15 protein-coding genes are annotated in these 18,382 nt (G+C 33.5%); 1 reads left to right on the top strand and 14 read right to left on the bottom strand.

Annotation, left to right across the window (positions count from 1 at the left end; all coding sequences use genetic code 11):
• The first annotated feature begins 175 nt into the window (after positions 1-175).
• A complete protein-coding gene (locus JI750_RS07320) occupies positions 176-1,972 on the top strand; it encodes a hypothetical protein (protein WP_201999681.1) in 1,797 nt (598 codons plus the stop codon).
• A gap of 56 nt (positions 1,973-2,028) precedes the next feature.
• On the opposite strand, the gene JI750_RS07315 is transcribed toward JI750_RS07320, so the two are convergent.
• From JI750_RS07315 to JI750_RS07250, 14 genes are all read right to left on the bottom strand, one after another.
• The gene (locus JI750_RS07315; protein WP_201999679.1) at positions 2,029-2,454 is read right to left on the bottom strand and encodes a YMGG-like glycine zipper-containing protein; all 426 of its coding nucleotides are present in this window, start codon (positions 2,452-2,454) and stop codon (positions 2,029-2,031) included.
• Positions 2,455-2,787: 333 nt separating this feature from the next.
• Positions 2,788-4,068, bottom strand: a complete 1,281-nt coding sequence (gene kynU, locus JI750_RS07310) for a kynureninase (protein WP_201999677.1) — start codon at positions 4,066-4,068, stop codon at positions 2,788-2,790.
• Positions 4,069-4,329: 261 nt separating this feature from the next.
• The gene (gene queA / locus JI750_RS07305; RefSeq protein WP_177211934.1) at positions 4,330-5,379 is read right to left on the bottom strand and encodes a tRNA preQ1(34) S-adenosylmethionine ribosyltransferase-isomerase QueA; all 1,050 of its coding nucleotides are present in this window, start codon (positions 5,377-5,379) and stop codon (positions 4,330-4,332) included.
• A 299-nt stretch (positions 5,380-5,678) separates the two neighbouring features.
• Positions 5,679-6,908 (bottom strand): 3-phosphoshikimate 1-carboxyvinyltransferase, encoded by a 1,230-nt coding sequence (gene aroA / locus JI750_RS07300; RefSeq protein ID WP_201999675.1) that lies wholly within the window; start codon positions 6,906-6,908, stop codon positions 5,679-5,681.
• Between the two features lie 99 nt (positions 6,909-7,007).
• A complete protein-coding gene (locus tag JI750_RS07295; RefSeq protein WP_012022600.1) occupies positions 7,008-7,334 on the bottom strand; it encodes a nucleotide pyrophosphohydrolase in 327 nt (108 codons plus the stop codon).
• A gap of 195 nt (positions 7,335-7,529) precedes the next feature.
• Positions 7,530-9,545: a DUF3858 domain-containing protein gene (locus tag JI750_RS07290; protein ID WP_201999673.1), complete on the bottom strand. Its 2,016-nt coding sequence runs from the start codon at positions 9,543-9,545 to the stop codon at positions 7,530-7,532.
• A gap of 45 nt (positions 9,546-9,590) precedes the next feature.
• Positions 9,591-11,498 (bottom strand): DUF3858 domain-containing protein, encoded by a 1,908-nt coding sequence (locus tag JI750_RS07285; protein ID WP_201999671.1) that lies wholly within the window; start codon positions 11,496-11,498, stop codon positions 9,591-9,593.
• 64 nt (positions 11,499-11,562) lie between these two features.
• Positions 11,563-12,015: a D-aminoacyl-tRNA deacylase gene (dtd, locus tag JI750_RS07280; RefSeq protein ID WP_201999669.1), complete on the bottom strand. Its 453-nt coding sequence runs from the start codon at positions 12,013-12,015 to the stop codon at positions 11,563-11,565.
• Positions 12,016-12,167: 152 nt separating this feature from the next.
• Positions 12,168-13,145: a ribosome small subunit-dependent GTPase A gene (gene rsgA / locus JI750_RS07275; RefSeq protein WP_201999667.1), complete on the bottom strand. Its 978-nt coding sequence runs from the start codon at positions 13,143-13,145 to the stop codon at positions 12,168-12,170.
• Between the two features lie 262 nt (positions 13,146-13,407).
• Complete coding sequence (locus JI750_RS07270) at positions 13,408-14,490, bottom strand: bifunctional 3-deoxy-7-phosphoheptulonate synthase/chorismate mutase type II (RefSeq protein WP_026728420.1); 1,083 nt, start codon at positions 14,488-14,490, stop codon at positions 13,408-13,410.
• 12 nt (positions 14,491-14,502) lie between these two features.
• Positions 14,503-15,363: a prephenate dehydrogenase gene (locus tag JI750_RS07265; protein ID WP_201999665.1), complete on the bottom strand. Its 861-nt coding sequence runs from the start codon at positions 15,361-15,363 to the stop codon at positions 14,503-14,505.
• A gap of 95 nt (positions 15,364-15,458) precedes the next feature.
• The gene (locus JI750_RS07260; RefSeq protein WP_111376515.1) at positions 15,459-16,604 is read right to left on the bottom strand and encodes a pyridoxal phosphate-dependent aminotransferase; all 1,146 of its coding nucleotides are present in this window, start codon (positions 16,602-16,604) and stop codon (positions 15,459-15,461) included.
• A gap of 165 nt (positions 16,605-16,769) precedes the next feature.
• The gene (locus JI750_RS07255; protein WP_201999662.1) at positions 16,770-17,597 is read right to left on the bottom strand and encodes a prephenate dehydratase; all 828 of its coding nucleotides are present in this window, start codon (positions 17,595-17,597) and stop codon (positions 16,770-16,772) included.
• 484 nt (positions 17,598-18,081) lie between these two features.
• Positions 18,082-18,381, bottom strand: a complete 300-nt coding sequence (locus JI750_RS07250) for a type II toxin-antitoxin system RelE/ParE family toxin (protein WP_201999660.1) — start codon at positions 18,379-18,381, stop codon at positions 18,082-18,084.
• Position 18,382 lies beyond the last annotated feature (1 nt).

Raw genomic sequence — 18,382 nt, 5'->3', positions numbered from 1 at the left:
CACAAATTGACACTAATTTTTTATCCGTATTGTGAAAAAAAGAAAGATTCGAGAAAATTTGTGCAATTCGTGGCAATCTTTTTGCAGTATCCGCAATCCCTTTCAAACCTGACATTTATCAGGTTTTAGGAGGAAATATTTTTCTTCATTTGCTTCTATTTTAATCTGAATACAAATGACAAAAAAAAACCTGCATACTTTTCATATTCCGGTAATGGGATTGGCTTATACTATAGACAGTCCGATTAGAGTCGCGCAGTATGGAATTTCATCGGTTGTGGCTCTCGCAGACGATGATTTAATTGAAAAGATGCGTAATTTTTACAGCACAAAATTCAATATCCCATACGAAGAAATTACTCAAAAATTTCATGATTATCGTGCTGAAAGAATTACCTCCTATTTAAATTTAGTCGACAAGATTGTAAAAGAGAAGTTCGAGAATTTCAAGATAGAATTGACAGAAAGTAAAACGGCTTTAGAAAATTTCATGTCGATGCTACCGAATACTTCTGATATAAAAAAAGGATTTCAGAATTTACTGGATGACGGAATTGCTTTTAAAGAAAATATTCAAAATTACATCGAAACGCATCTTTTTCCAGGAGAAATTGACGTCAATATTATGACGAAATTAGACAAAGATAATTTCATTAAAAACGAACAGCTACCAATCGAGTTTAACGATGCTCATGCTGCTTTAAGAGGTTTTGCCAACAGCAATTTAGAATCTTCTGTTGTACTTTCTGCAGGAATGAATCCGAGGTTGTTTGGTTATTTCGAAAATTTCAAAGATTTTTTCCCAAATGAAAACAACCAACTTAAAAAGAAAATCATCTTAAAAGTAAGTGATTTTAGATCGGCCATGATTCAAGGAAATTTCTTGGCCAAAAAAGGACTTTGGGTTTCAGAATATCGAATCGAATCGGGATTAAACTGCGGCGGACATGCTTTTGCTACCGATGGACTCTTATTGGGAACTATTTTAGAGGAATTCAAGCAAAAAAAAGATCAATTGGTACAATCGGCTCATGATTTAATGATTAAAGCTTTACAGACCAAAAATCAGTCTATTCCTGAAAATCCTTTAGAATTAAAAATTACAGTTCAAGGCGGTGTTGGTACTGCTGCAGAACATGAATTTTTATTGGACGAATATCATGTTAATTCTGTTGGTTGGGGTTCACCATTTTTATTAGTTCCTGAAGCTACTTCTGTAGACCAAGAAACTCGTAATTTATTAATGAAAGCCAAAGAAGATGATTTTTATTTAAGCAATATTTCGCCTTTGGGAGTTCCCTTTAATACTTTGAAAGGAACTACAAACGAATTCTTAAAGCAAAAACGAATTCATGAGAATAAAGCAGGCAGCTCATGCCCGAAGAAATTTTTAGCTTTAAGTAAAGAATACGATCCGCATGGAATTTGCACAGCTTCAAAAAAATATCAGGATATAAAACTGGAAGAATTAGAAGCAAAAAAAGATTCTTTATCTGCTGACGAATTTGAGAAAAGCAAAATCAAAATCACCGAAAAATCATGTTTATGCGTTGGTTTGGCTAATGCTTCATATCTAGAAAATGATATTAAAATAAAAGGTCAGGCACAAGGCGTAGTAATTTGCCCTGGACCAAACTTGGCTTATTTTGATCAGGAAGTTTCTTTGAAAGACATGATCCAGCATATTTACCAAGGAAAATCGGTTATTAGAACTGAGCGCCCAAACTTGTTTATAAAAGAGCTCAAAATGTATATTACTTATTTTAGAAATGAAATTCAATCGGTTTCTGGAGAATTTACAGCAGCTCAGCTTAAAAAATGGAATTCTTTTAAATCTAATCTGTTAGATGGAATTGAGTATTATAAAAATTTATTTGAATCGACGACAGTCTTTAAGGGTGATATAGATCAACTCGATTCTTGTAAATCAGAATTAGTTGATATAAAAATTCCCGTTTCAGAGTTGGTTTAAAAATGAAAACCCCAAATTATTATCTAATTTGGGGTTTGTTTTTATTTATAGAATAGCTATTCTTTCTTTTTGTTTTTACTGTCAATAACGGCTCCAGTTCCTGTTCCCACTGCAGCTCCGGCTAAACCACCAATAATGGCACCTTCTCCTTTTTTCTTACTGACAATTGCGCCAGTTGCCGCTCCTACTCCAGCACCAATTACAGCACCTTTAGCGGTTGCACTCCAACCTTTCTTTTTAGCTGGCGTCGCTGCTGTTGCATCTTGCTGATGTACTACAACGACTTTCTCTTTCTGGGCTTCGATCTTCTCTTCATTTAATTTCGCCATTTCAGTCTTCATCGAATCGATAACACGCTGTTTGTTAATCTCAACTTTCATTGAATCAATGCTGGCTTGTTTGGCTTTATTTATATCTTCTTTGTTTTGTTGTTGACAAGAAGTTAAAAATATCACAGTCAATAAAATATATAAGCCTTTCATGATCTTGTAATTTTAAAATTATACATTACAAATTACGAAATATCTGTTACAACCTTTGTTACAGAATTTTTTTGAAAGGTTATAAAATTACGCTAAGGAATATTCTTTCATGAACATTTTATTTCTAAAAATCTCGTAAAGACGCAAAGTTTAATTTTAAGCTGCCTCCAGCTTTAGCTGGAGGACAAAATTGATAAATAAAAAAGGCTTTAGCCAAACTGATTATTTGGGCTAAAGCCTTTCTATTTTGATTCAAAATAACCTCCAGCTAAAGCTGGAGGCAATTCATATAACAATTTAAAAAACTTTGCGTCTTAGCGACTTTGCGAGCAATTAATCTTTCTTTGCTAAAATCCCTTTTTTCAGAATTTGTCCAAAGTCATACATATCTTCATAAGAACAATATAACGGAACTGGTGCTAGACGAATAACATTTGGTTCGCGCCAATCAGTAATGACACCATTTTTCATTAAATAATCAAATAAAGCCCTTCCTTCTCCGTGCAAAAATACAGACAGTTGTGAAGCTCTTTCTTCTGGATTTGAAGGCGTAATAATTTCGAAAGTACTTTCTACTTCTTTATCAATTTCGTGAAGAATAAATTCTAGATACGAAGTAATATGATCACGTTTTGCAATTAAAGCATCCATTCCAACCTCAGCAAACATTTCTACTGAAGCTAAATATGGCGCCAATGAAAGAACCGGAAGATTACTAATCTGCCAGCCGTCTGCTCCGTGAACGGGATCAAAAGTAGGTTCCATTTTAAAACGGCGTTCTTTGTTGTGTCCCCACCATCCTGCAAATCTTGGCAGATTTGAATTATGATGCTTTTCGTGAACGAAGCATCCAGAAGCATTTCCTGGACCTGAGTTCATATATTTATAACTGCACCAAGCAGCAAAATCTACATTCCAATCGTGAAGTTCTAATTTGATATTTCCAGCGGCATGCGCTAAATCCCAACCTACTTTGGCTCCCGCTTTTTGTCCAGCAGCAGTTATGGTTTTAATATCAAAAACTTGTCCGGTATAATAATTTACTCCACCAATTAAAACCAAAGCCAGCTCATCACCAACTTCTTCAATTTTAGCCAAAACATCTTCCAAACGAATATTATGTTCTCCTTCTCTGCGTTTGATTTCTACAATTGCATCTTCAGGTTTATATCCGTGAAAGTTTACTTGACTTTGAAACATATATTGATCTGATGGAAAAGCTTTTTCTTCGCAGATAATTTTATATCGTGTTTTAGTCGGCTGATAAAAAGAAACCATCAACAAATGAAGATTTACCGTCAAAGTATTCATCACTGTAACTTCTGAAGGAAGTGCACCAACAATCTTACTCAACGGTTCAGCAAATCTTTCTTGATAATCCCACCAAGGTTTTTCAGCATAAAAATGACCTTCAACAGCCAATTCTGCCCAATCATTCATCACTTCATCTATATAAGCTTTAGTGCGTTTTGGCTGTAATCCTAAAGAGTTTCCAGTAAAATAGATAACTCGTTTATCGTTTACCTTAGGAAAAATAAATTCTTGTTGATAGTGATTTAATGTGTCTTTCGAATCTAGCTCTCGTGCAAATTCGCGTGTATTTTGAAAAGTCATTGTGTTTTTGTTTTGCTTGCTAAAATAACAAAAATTGTTTGTTTTGTTTCAAGTTGATATGCTTTGTGTGTTTTTTAACGCAAAGTTCACAAAGTCTTTTTTCAAGGCTAACGTTTATAAACGCTAAGTTCGCAAAGCTTTGCGCTCTTTGCATTTAAATTTCTCAACGAATGTCAAACTTGAAACCTGAAACTTGAAACAAATAAAAAAACCCGACAGGTTATAAAAACTAGTCGGGTCTTTTTATATAATAAATGCTAATTACAAGATTAACATCGCATCTCCGTAAGAATAGAATTTGTATCCCTCTTTGATTGCTTCGTCGTATGCTTTTTTCATTAAATCATGTCCACAGAAAGCAGAAATCATCATTAATAATGTTGATTTTGGTGTGTGGAAGTTTGTAATCATACAGTTTGCAATACTGAAATCGTGAGGAGGGAAAATAAATTTATTTGTCCATCCTTCGTAAGGGTTTAAAGTATTAGCAGAAGAAACCGAACTTTCAATTGCACGCATAGAAGTTGTTCCTACAGCACAGATACGTTTTTTCTTCGCTTTACCTTCATTAACAATATCACAAGCTTCTTGAGTAATGATTAATTCCTCAGAATCCATTTTGTGTTTAGATAAATCTTCAACCTCAACTGGGTTAAAAGTTCCTAAACCAACGTGTAAAGTTACCTCAGCAAAATTTACTCCTTTGATTTCTAATTTTTTCAAAAGGTGTTTTGAGAAGTGTAAACCAGCAGTTGGTGCCGCTACAGCTCCTTCTTCTTTTGCATAGATTGTTTGGTATCTTTCAGCATCTTCAGCAGTTACTTCTCTGTTGATGTATTTAGGAATTGGAGTTTCTCCAAGTTCGGTCAATTTGTTTCTGAATTCTTCATAAGAACCATCGTATAAGAAACGTAAAGTTCTACCACGAGAAGTTGTATTGTCGATTACCTCAGCAACTAACGAATCGTCGTCACCAAAATAAAGTTTGTTACCAATACGGATTTTTCTAGCCGGATCAACTAAAACATCCCAAAGGCGTTGCTCTGAATTTAATTCTCTTAACAAGAAAACTTCAATTCTAGCTCCCGTTTTTTCTTTGTTTCCGTACAAACGTGCAGGGAAAACTTTTGTATTATTTAGAATTAAAACGTCTCCGTCATCAAAATAGTTGATAACGTCTTTAAACATTTTATGTTCGATAGTGTTTTTTTTACGGTCAATTACCATTAAACGAGATTCATCTCTGTTTTCTGCTGGGAATTCAGCCAAAAGTTCTTTCGGTAAATTGAAATTGAAGTGTGATAATTTCATATTTGAATTGTTGATTTTAGAGTGTAGCTTTTAGATTTGTTTATCTAAAATTTTAAATCGGTTGCAAATATACGATTGTGAGATAGGCGTTGTCAAGTGTTTTGACGTTTATTTTCAAAAGTCCTTGATTTTGTGAGGTTTCGAGATGTGTTAAAAATGCTTTTTTTTCTATAAAAAAGATTTTCAACGTGTTATATTCAAACTTAGATATAAAAAAACCTCTGGTTAAAACCAGAGGCTATGTTTTATTGCGCTTTAATTTAAATGAACTTATATTTTCTTATATGGTTCAAAAAATTTTACAATTCTGAGATTTGGAAATTTAAAGCTTTTAAATCATTCCAGAAGTCTGGATACGATTTAGAAACTACTTCGGCATCGTCAATAATAATTGGAACTTTTATTGCCAAAGGTGCAAATGCCATTGCCATACGGTGATCATTGTAAGTTGCAATATGAATATCTTGTTTTATATTATCAGATTTTACTAAAGTCAAACTGTCATTAGTTACAGAAATATTAGCTCCTAATTTAGTAAGTTCTGTTTTAAGTGCTTCTAATCGGTCGGTTTCTTTAATTTTTAAAGTATGAAGACCTGTTAAATGACATCCAATTCCCAAACCTAAACAAGTTACAACAATTGTCTGAGCGATATCTGGCGTATTGTTCAATTCAAAATTTACATCTTGATAATTAAAACCTGCCACTTTCTCCAAAGTCATTTTATTGTCTTGGAAAGTCGTTTTCACACCCATTTTTTCATAAAGAGAAACTAATTCCGAATCTCCCTGAAGACTGTTTTCTTTATAACTGCTCAAAGTGATTTTTGCTGCATCGGCCAAAGCAACTAAACTAAAGAAATAAGAAGCCGAACTCCAGTCTGATTCTACAACCATTTCTTTTGATTCAACAGATTCTTTAGGGAATACTTTGATTACGTTTCCTTCAAAACTTGTTTTAATATCTAAATCAGTCAGCAAAGCCAAAGTCATTTTGATATATGGAATTGAAGTGATTTCTCCTTCCAAAGTCAATTCTAAACCATTATCTAGTTTTGAAGCTACCAATAAAAGAGCAGAAATATATTGGCTGCTTACATTGGCTGCCAGAGTTACTTTTGAAGCCGTAACTTTTTTTCCTTTAATTCGAATTGGCGGATATCCTTCTTCTTTTTCGTATGAAATCTCAACCCCCAACTGAGCCAAAGCTTCAACCAAGATTTTTATTGGACGTTCTTGCATTCTGCTTGAACCTGTCAGAACTACTTCTCTTCCTTCGTTAACCGAAAAATAAGCAGTTAAGAAGCGCATTGCAGTTCCTGCGTGGTGTATATCTACAATTTCGTCATTTCCAGCTAGAGCTTTTTGCATTACTTCGCTGTCATCTGAATTTGACGTATTGGCTAAAGTAATATTTGGAAATAATGCTTTTAATAACAATAAGCGGTTCGTTTCACTTTTAGAACCGGTGATATTTAGTTGCGAATCATCAATGGTGAATATTGAATTCGTGCTTAATTTTAAATTCATGATAGTAATTATGATTAGCGAATTACGAGTGTCTAAATTCGATTGCGCAATTTACCACTCCTTGCCCGTAAATCAAAATTCACCATTGATATTTCACAATTATTTCAATTTATCATTGTTTTTGTGACGATCTTTATCTCTAACCGATTTTAGATCCATTTTTTTGTCAAAAGCAGCTTGCAAATCGATTCCTGTTTGATTCGCTAAACATAGCACAACAAAAACAACGTCTGCCAATTCTTCTCCTAAGTCTTTGTTTTTATCGCTTTCTTTTTCAGACTGTTCTCCGTAACGGCGTGCAATAATTCTCGCAACCTCGCCAACTTCTTCTGTAAGCTGAGCCATATTGGTTAATTCGTTAAAGTAACGAACTCCGTGTTCTTTTATCCAAGTATCAACATCTAGTTGTGCATTTTTCAAATCCATCTTTATATTTTTTTAGAATTATTTTTTCACCTTGGCTTACGATCATCTTTTAAAAAAACTCTTTTATAATTCCGTAATCCTCCGTTGCAAAAATACTATTGTTGATTTCTTTTTGGCTTACAATTTGAATTTTGTTTTTGAATTGTTACTGCGCTCAAAAAAAAAATACAAATAAGGAGAAATCGCAGCATGATACTAAATGCGTTTTAAAACGATTTTTTCAGTTTCTTTTGCAATCATTCCCTTGTAGTATTCTTTCAGCATATCGTACTTTTCGGCAGAAACAATCGCTTCATTAATCTGATGCATAATAACCAATTGTAAAGTATCATCATTGGCTATAATATTAAATTTGAAAGCGCCAAGATTATCTTCCATAGTTATTGCAGCGGGAGATGGCAATGTTTCAACTGCAAATCCTTCTGGAATTTTAATCGTGATATTATATTTATCTGCAAAAGGATAACTAAAATCAACTGGATATTCTCGCACTTCTTGTTTAAAAGGGTTTTTATCGTTGGTAAAAAATAGCATCGGATTTAAGTATATTTTATCGCCAATCAACTCGCATAGATTATTTCCTGTAAAAGAATACGTTTCTATAATCGGAAGAAGTATATCTTTTTCATTCGTTTTTGAATACTCACTAATTTCTATTTTATTATTCTGATTTTCTAGCTTTTCTAAATATTCTTCTTCTTTTAAACTTTCAATATTACTTCGTATGATCATTGCATTATAATCCATGCTTTGTCTTCTTGTTTTACCTGTAATTTTTCCAGTACTGTCAATAGTATAATTCATGAAAACATTGTCTGCCGAAGTTTTTTCTGGCATTAAATTAATTTCTTGTGATGACCCATCTTTTCTGATCAATCTTCCTGACCAATTTAAAACTCTTAATGGTAAAATATTTGGAATCGAATATTTATCAGTTGCATCTAACAAAATATTTCCGTTTGGCGTTTCAACTGCAGCAATTACATAATTAAATGCTGTTCTGTTTGGAAATAGCGCAATTCCGTTTGAACGCGTACTTACTAAAACAGGATTTGCTGTTAATCCTGAATAGCGTAACATTGCTGTAAGCATTAGATTAATATCGGCAATGTTACCAGTTTTTTCTTTATACGCTTTTTTTACGCCGTTATCACAGGCATAACCAGTGTAATTGTTCCATTTCATGTTTGTTTTTACATGATTAAAAATAACCCAAATTTTTTCTTCAGGCGTTTTAGTGTCTGCAAGCAGCTTTTTCAAATCCTCTTCAAAATACCCTGTTTTATTTAATTCAGGACCAAAATCATCATATTCGTAAATTGTTTTTACAACAGAATTCCAATCTGAAGAATATTCTCTCATTGGGGAATTTGGAAACTTTGTCAATGATAACTCATGAGAAACCGCTGACATATAGTTTTCTATATTATTTACATAAGCTTCATCTTTCATTGCTGGTAAATCTACAGCAATAAAAGTGGTTTGATTCTCTATATAATCATGTTTCTCTGTTGAAAAAGTAGTTGGAGCAGAACCAGGTCCAAAGTTTCTTTCTTTAACATTAAAAATTACAGATTTTGGATTTCTTGATGCAGTAACTTTCGGAAAAAGATATCCTTTTTGTCTTGAATTAAAAACATAATATTCAGGGATAAAAGTTGAGAATTCAGAATAATTAACAGGAATGCTGGATTGAAAAGCCCATTCTCTAATCATTCTATCGCTCGGACATTTTATAGTATATCGGAACTCAATTACAGATCCTTCTTTTACATTCGGCATTGTCATTTTCTTCTGACCTCTGTATTTACTCAAGATTTCGTCAAAAACACCATCACTTTTCAGTTTTGTTTTCTCAATTTTACCATTTACTAGATTATAAGTAACTGCATCCGCAAAAAAAACTTTTTCTTTTAAATTAGTAGTATTGTAATACCATAGTTCCTGGTTAGCCCAGTCGTATCCTTCTTTTTTATAGATTTTAATTCTAGTTTCCACATCAGTTAATGTGACAAAACCATCATTAGGATCATATTCAATTCTTGCTGTCCCTTTTTTATACAAAATAGCGGCTGCAGCTGCAGAATCTTTTGGATGCTTCTTTTGTTCTAATTCTGCAATAGATACTTTTCCTAATTTAAATTCCTGCGACATCGCTTTTGAGCCGATCAACAAAATCGCAGTGAGGCTAAATAATTTAATAATTTTCATTGGTAATTTTTGGTTGGTTTTTGGTTGGTTTTTGGTTTATATTAGTTAGTTCTTGGTCAATATTATCTTGGCATTATCGTTTCTAGAAACTTGTTCCATAAACAAGCGGTACTCATCATATTCTTTGTTTGAATATTTTCCTTTGTTTAGAAACATAGACCTTTTATAAGTCAATTTATTATTTTCTTTTTTTATGATTTCGGTTTTGTACTCACCGAATTTCCCTTTTAACTCATAATTTGAAGGCAGGAATTCTATCTGATAACCTTCAGGAAGATTGATTTCAATTTCATCGGTATCTAAAAACCCACGCTGAATTTGAAATGGATTTTTTCGGTTTCTAATTCGTTTTACATTTCCTGTATATTGATTGAAGGCATCAACTACAAAAATCATTTTATTACCCGAAAGCGTTCCATAATTTGCGGCACTTATTTGAACATCTTCGGTAAAACGAACATTTTCTTTATCATTCGTAAAAGTAATTTTACCCAACTTCAAATTGTTGATATTATCCCAGTAATCTTTGTAATGCTCTTCTTTTTCGTTTGGTTGCATAATTTCTACTCGAGATTTAGAAGCATATACACTCCCTTGAGATGCTATTTTTAATGTGCCAGAAAAATTTCCAGTTTGGTCAATTGTATACACTCCTTTGCCATCTTGAGTGTTTCCTCTATCATCATAGATTTTAGTTCGTACAATTTCTCCTCCTTCTGGCTTTACAACCAAAACATTTCTATCGTCAGTAAAAGTTCCCTGATATCCAAACGGATCATCTTGGCTTGTACATTCTAGCCAGATGTAGTTGTCTTTGTTTGGAATTGCCAAAATCATGTGGTTTCCTTGCATCGATACAAAATCAGACTGAATATCTTCTTTATAGCGATCACCATACAAAATAGTATTATATGAAGGAACATCTACAACTTGTAAAAGTGCTTTTGTATAATTAGACAATGCTTTGCAATCTCCATATCCTAAACGATCAACATCTGTGGCTAACATAGGTTTCCAGCCCCCAATACCAACTGCAATGTTTACATAGCGGGATTTTTTCTGCACATAATCGTAAATAATTTTGGCTTTCTTTACAGGATCTTTTTCGTCTCCCACAAGAGCTTTAATTTTGCTTTTTGTTTCTTCAGTTAAAACTGTAGTGCCAGTTAAGATTTTATCACCATACCATTTACCGAATGCCTCCCAAGTGGTAGCATTCCCGTCAACTCCTTCTAAATGGAAGTTTTCTAATCCCATCATAACTTTAGGAAAAAGATCTGAAGGAGAAGGACTAAGATCTTCTTGTTTTTGAGCAACTATATTTGTTGCTATATAACTTAAATTGGTATCGGTATCAGTCGTTTTTTGGATATTTAAATTACCAAATCTGAACTCTTTCTTTTTAAAACCTAATCCTTTTGGATACGTAACATTCAAAATACATTTTTCTACGCTCAAGTTGTAACCACCAATAAAATACCATTGCGGAATAAATGCTGTATTTGAAGTTTCAGTCTCGCAGGTAAAGGCAATCGTAAATGGATAAGAAATTGGAGTATAATCTAAATAAAGCACTCGATTATCCGAAAAAAGTGTGCTTCCACTTACGGCGCTTTGATCCTTAAAATCTTTTCTTTTGATTTTTTTGATTTCATTTCCTAAAGCATCATAGACTATAGCTTCAATATTGTTAACTGAAGTTGTTTTATCATAATGACTAAAAGCATCAATATCTTTTAAACCTTTTTCATTTAAAATAGAAACAACCCTTTGAGTTTTGATATTCATACTTCTTTGCGAAGCAATAACAATATCCATCTGATCTAAACGAAGAACAGCATTTGCATTTTGCGTTAAACTATCTGGAATAGAAAATATAGGATAAATGCTCTTTTGAGCAGAAATATTGGCAGTGAATAATACAAAAAAAAATGCGCAAAAAAGGTTTTTCATTAATAGGGATTTTCATCAAATATATATTATTTTCAGAAATCCTTAACAAATGTTTAATAATATTTTACTCCCTGTTTTTGCTGTCCATTACTATGGTAACTGGCCCATCATTTAAGAGACTGACTTTCATATCGGCTCCAAAAATTCCAGTTTGGACTTTTTTATCAAGCTCTTTTTCTATAGCTTGAACAAAATTCTCGTAAGTCGGAATTGCAAAATCTGGTTTTGCAGCTTTTATATAAGAAGGACGGTTTCCTTTTTTGGTCGATGCATGAAGCGTAAACTGACTTACAACAATAATATCTCCGTCAATATCCTGAACTGAGCAGTTCATAACGTCATTTTCGTCTCCAAAAATTCTCATTTTTATAATTTTTCCAGCAAGCCAGTCAATGTCTTCCTGTGTATCAGCGTCTTCAATTCCGACTAATACTAATAATCCTTTTTTAATGTCTGCTGTTTTTTTATTATCAACGGTTACTGATGCTTCTGAAACTCTTTGGATTACAACTTTCATTTATTTTATTTTTAGCCACAGATTATGAGGATTAAACAGATTTTTAAATTCTGACGTTAGATGCACTGCAGTGCATCTCTACAATAATTTCGTTTGGAATTTGGACTCAAGCGATAGCGAACAGGCGAAGCAATTTAAAAATTGGAATTTATTTACTTTCTTGTTTCATCGCTCGCAGCACGATCTTCTCCATGAATATCGGTGCGATAATGTTCTTCATCACCTTCTAGAATTTTAAGGTAACTATTATATCGTGACCAAGCAATTTCATCTTTTTCTAGAGCTGCTTTTATGGCGCAATGCGGTTCTTCTTTGTGTAAACAATTGTTAAACTTACATTGGTCTTTCAATCTGAAAAATTCTGGGAAATAATCAGTGATTTCAGTTGGCTCCATATCAACGATTCCGAAACCTTTAATTCCTGGAGTATCAATAATTCGGGCATCAAAAGACAAATCGTACATTTCAGCAAAAGTTGTAGTATGCTGACCTTGTTTGCTTTGTTCTGAAATTACGGAAGTTTTTAAGTGAAGACTTGGTTCTAACGCATTAACCAAAGTTGATTTTCCAACGCCAGAATGCCCTGAAAACATACTTACTTTTCCAATCATCATTTCTTTCAGCTTATCAATTCCTTTATTTTCTGTTGATGAAATTCGGAGACATTTATACCCTATTTCCTGATAAATATGCTGCAGATAAAGCTGATCGTCTAGAGTCTGCTCTGTTAAAGTATCTATTTTATTAAAAACAAGAATAGCTTCAATTCCGTATGCTTCGGCTGTAACCAGAAAACGATCAATAAAACTTGTCGTCGTCGGTGGATTATCGATAGTAATCAATAAAAAAACTTGATCAATATTAGAAGCAATAATATGAATCTGCTTAGACAAATTAACCGATTTACGAACGATATAATTTTTTCTTTCGTGAATATTATGAATCGTTCCGGTTACGGCATCCGAAGTTTCATCTAATTCATAATCGACAATATCACCTACAGCAATAGGATTGGTACTTTTTATCCCTTTTATTCTGAATTTCCCTTTCATACGGCATTCCACAAAATCTCCTTTTTCAGATTTTACGGTGTACCAGCTTCCTGTAGATTTGTAAACAGTTCCTGTCATTCTTTAATTTTAGATTTCTGATTTTAGATCTTAGATAAAACCTAAATACTTTGCAAAGATAAATGAATAATTTAAACCATATAAGTAATGTAAGTGAATATAACTTCTTGAATATTTACAGCAAAAATCCCCACTACTTCTTTCAAAGCAATGGGGATTTAAAAAAAACAATCTAATTTTAAAATTGTGAAATAAGAAAATTTTGAAAAAGTTTAAATAAAACTAAAATTACCTTATATCACTTATATGGTTTAAAATAAAATTATGCGTTGAAAATTTTCTCTTGGTGTCCAATACTTTCTTGGTGAATCGCTTTGAACATTCTTAAAACGAACTCTTCAGTAAGACCTTTTTTCTCACCTTCTAAAATCATTTTTCCTAAGATTTCGTTCCAACGGTTGTTTTGAAGAATCGCAACGTTAGCGTCTTTTTTCACTTGACCAATTTCGTCAGCAACTTTCATACGTTTTCCTAAAAGCTCTAATAAATTAGCATCCAATACGTCGATGTTAGCTCTTAGTTTTTTCATTTTTTGGCTGTACTCGTCTGTAGTATCATCCGTTTTTCTGATAGTTAAATCTTTGATGATTTGTTTCAAAGCATCTGGAGTAACTTGTTGCGCAGCATCAGACCAAGCGTTGTCTGGATCGATATGCGTTTCGATAATCATACCGTCGTAGTTCAAGTCTAAAGCCTCTTGAGTTACTTCGAAAATCATTTTACGATCTCCAGTAATGTGAGATGGATCAATGATTAATGGCAAATCAGGGAATTTATTTTGCAATTCGATAGCAATTTGCCACTCTGGAATATTTCTGTATTTTGTTTTTTCGTAAGTAGAGAAACCTCTGTGAATAACTCCTAATTTCTCGATTCCAGCCATGTGTAAACGCTCAACACCACCTAACCATAAAGCTAAATCTGGGTTTACTGGGTTTTTAACCAAAACAATTTTATCAGTTCCTTTTAAAGTATCAGCAATTTCTTGAACTGCGAAAGGGTTTGCAGTTGTACGAGCACCAACCCATAAAACGTCAATATCATGTTCCAAAGCCAGTTTACAGTGCGCTGCAGTCGCCACTTCAGTTCCCATTAATAAACCAGTTTCAGCTTTAGCTTTTTGCAACCATTTTAATCCAATTTCACCAACACCCTCAAATCCTCCTGGACGAGTTCTTGGTTTCCAGATTCCAGCTCTGAAAACACTAACTTTTGAATCTTTTAATTCGTGAGCGATTTTCAAAACTTGATCTTCAGTTTCTGCACTACAAGGTCCAGCTATCACAAGTGGGTGATTTAAATTGAAATCTTCTAACCACTTTCTCATTTCTTTCTTATTTTCCATCTTAATTCTAATTTACTTTTTAGTTGTTGTTAATCCGTTTAGTATTTCTTTTATTTTATTTGTGCTTTCCATTTCTTCAAAAATGGCGTTGAAATCTTCTTCTTTTAGCAAATCCCTAAACCGACTCAGGTTCGAGATATAAGCTTCCAATGTTTCTAGAACGTATTCTTTGTTTTGTTTAAAAATTGGCGTCCACATTGCTGGTGAACTTTTCGCGAGACGAACGGTACTTTCAAATCCACTTCCCGCCATATCAAAAATATCTTGCTCGTCTTTTTCTTTATTCATTACCGTTTTTCCAAGCATAAACGAACTAATGTGCGATAAATGTGAAACATAAGCAATGTGTTTATCGTGCGAAACGGGATCCATATATCGAATCCTCATTCCGATTGAAGTAAAAAGATTTAATGCTTTCTCTTGTAATTTAAAAGCTGTCTTTTCGACTTCACAGATTATGTTTGTCTTTCCTTGAAACAAACCTCTTATTGCTGCCGATGGCCCCGAAAACTCTGTTCCTGCAATTGGGTGTGTAGCAATAAAATTTCTTCTTTTCGGGTGATTGGCTACTGCTTCACAAATTGGCTTCTTGGTCGATCCAACTTCAAAGACAATCGTTTTATCTCCTACTGCATCCAAAACTTTAGGCAAAACCGTCAGCGCCACATCTACCGGAACCGAAACGATTACAAAATCAGCTTTTTGTAAATCTTCAAAACTTCCTGCTTCGTCAATAACCCCAAGATCAATTGCTTCCTGCAAATGTTTTTCGTTATTGTCGATTCCTAAAATAGTCGCATCAGGATAACGTCCTTTGATGTCTAACACCATTGAACCACCTATTAACCCTATTCCTATTACGTATACTTTCATAATTCTTTTTTATTTTTTTGTCATTGCGAGGAACGAAGCAACCACACTAACAATTGATTCAGCAACTGAGATTGCTTCGTTCCTCGCAATGACTTCTAAAATCGATCAATCGCTTCTTGTACTTTTTCTTCTTTCACACACAATGAGAATCTGATATATCCTTCACCGTTGCTTCCAAAAATGGTTCCTGGTGTAATGAAAATATGTTTCTCATATAATATTTCGTCAATGAACTTCTCTGCTGATTCGATTCCTTCCGGAAGTTTTGCCCAAACGAATAAACCAACTCCTTCTTTATATACTTTACAGTTTAGCTTTTCAGCTAATTTTTCTGTTAATTCTCTACGGCGTCTGTAAATTTTGTTTTGATCTTCGAACCAAGACTTATCACATTTTAAAGCCGCGATTGCACCTTTCTGAATTCCGTAATACATTCCGCTGTCCATGTTGCTTTTTACTTTTAGGACTGCATCGATAATTTCAGGATTTCCTAAAACCATTCCGACTCTCCAGCCTGCCATGTTGAATGTTTTACTTAAAGAGTTTAATTCTAAAGCCACATCTTTCGCTCCTTCAACTTGCAATAAACTCATCGGATTATCATTCAAAACAAAACTATACGGATTGTCGTTGATCAATAATATATTGTGTTTTTTAGCAAAAGCAACCAATTTTTCAAATAACGCTAAACTTCCTCTCGCTCCTGTCGGCATGTGAGGATATCCAAGCCACATAATTTTTACTTTCGAAAGATCCAGTTTTTCAAGAGCTTCAAAATCAGGTTCCCATCCATTTTCTTCTTTCAAATCATAATAAACTGGAACTGCCTGAACCAAATTGGTTACCGAAGTATAAGTCGGATAACCTGGATTAGGAATTAAAACGTGATCGCCTTCATTTAAAAATGCCAGCGAAATGTGCATAATTCCTTCTTTCGAACCCATAAGAGGTAAAATCTCATTATTCGGATTCACTTCAACACCAAACTGATCACGATAAAAATCTGCCATCGCCTGTCTCATTTCTGGCAATCCCTGATAGCTTTGATAGCCATGCCCGTTTTCGTCTTGAATTGCTGCAGCGACTGCTTCAATTACTGCTTTTGACGGACTCAAATCAGGGCTTCCAATTCCCATGTTGATGATCGATTTTCCTTCAGACATCAACTGACGAACTTCTCTTAATTTTGATGAGAAGTAGTATTCTTCAACTGTGTCTAATCGTTTTGCTGTTGTAATCATTGTTTTTAATTTTTGCTATATGCTTTAAGCTTTACGCTCTATGCTTTTTCTCTTTTTGACTTGTCACCCTGAGCGAAGTCGAAGGGCTTTCCAATTGGAACGTGGGCTTCGACTTCGCTCAGCCTGACAAAACTTTTAACTTCTAACCTTTAACTCTTAACTTCCTTAAGGCCTTGTATTCTTATATTCTCCTAACACTTTAAAATACTCTGCCATTATATTTAATAACGCTTTTGCTTTTGCGAAATCTTCGTATTTCTCAAATGTTACATCTACGAAGAATGAATATTTCCAAGGCGTTTCAATTTTTGGAAGCGACTGGATTTTTGTTAAATTCAATTTGCAGTCGCTCATTACGTTTAAAACCGCTGCTAAACTTCCTCTTTTATGATCCAATTCAAATTTTACAGAGGCTCTGTTGATTTCGCTTTCCGGCAAAAATGAATTTTGCTTTTTGATGATTACGAAACGTGTCATGTTGTTTTTGATTGTTTGAATCGATGATGCAATAATATCAAGATCGTACATTTCAGCTGCCGTTTCACTTGCAATTGCAGCAATTCCTGTTAACTGTTTTTCCTGAATTCTTCTTGCTGTTTCAGCTGTATCTTTATCCTCAACCAATTTGATAGTTGGATATTGTTTCAAGAAATCCATACACTGCAAAAGTGCCATTGGGTGTGAATGAACTTCTTTTATATCTTCAATTTTCTGACCTTTTAAAGCCATTAAATTCTGCTGAATATTTAAATAATGCTCTCCAATTATGTGTAAATTATTCTTGTCAATCAATGCATAATTCGGGATAATTGGCCCTGCAATTGAATTTTCGATCGCCATTACAGCCTGATCAGATTTTCCGGCAATAAGGCTGTCGATCAATTCTTCAAAAGATAAACACTCATCAATATCCACATTTTCAGAGAAATACTCTTTCACAACCTGATGATGAAATGATCCTTTAATACCTTGTATTGCAATTTTCGTTGTCATATAGTCAAAAAAAAATCCTGATTTGCATCAGGATTGTATATTAGTTTTATTTGTCTTAAAATTTTTCTCAAATAACCATAGCACAATCCTGACTTCTACTAAAGAAGAAATAAAAATTGTTGCTAAAATAAAAACGGTTACTTGCCATTTTGTTTGTGTTTTGTTTTAAAATCTTTGCGAATGTATAAATTATTTTTAGTGCGCCAAAAAAAAGATTGCATTTTATGAAACAAAAAAGGATTTCTTAACAAATTTAGCAGGTTTTGTATGATAATATAAAAAAATCGGCTTAAAATGAGATATATACAATGGCTTTTTCTAAGATGCTGAGATACTAAGCTCCTAAGATTCTCAGTTTTTTTCGCCACGAATTCACGAATTAGTGCAAATCTTTGTGGTTATTTAATTCGAATTACACAGAAAACGTACACTCAAGCAATTTGTGAATTGAATATCTCTAAATTCATGGTTGCTTTAAACTTAATTATAACCCTAATCTCTTAGACCAATTTCTAGGAGAACGAGAAGTGTGAAAAATCCCAAGAACAATTATTTCCTCATTTTCGAATCTATAATGGATCCCATAAGGAAATCTTGAAATGAATAAAATTTTGACATTCTTATATTTCTTTTGGAACGAATTTGGATTCCTTAAGATTGTATCTATTCCAGCCTCTAAACAAAGTTCAAAATCATAAGAAAGTCCAACACGCTGTTCTTCGTACCAAAGAACAATATCTTCAACATCAAATAATGCTTCTTTTACAAAACGAAGTTTATGCACT

It is taken from the genome of Flavobacterium tagetis, from assembly GCF_016735615.1.
In the GTDB taxonomy this organism is placed as follows: domain Bacteria; phylum Bacteroidota; class Bacteroidia; order Flavobacteriales; family Flavobacteriaceae; genus Flavobacterium; species Flavobacterium tagetis.
The sequence above is the reverse complement of the archived record's forward strand: the minus strand, read 5'-3'. Positions and strand labels throughout refer to the sequence as shown.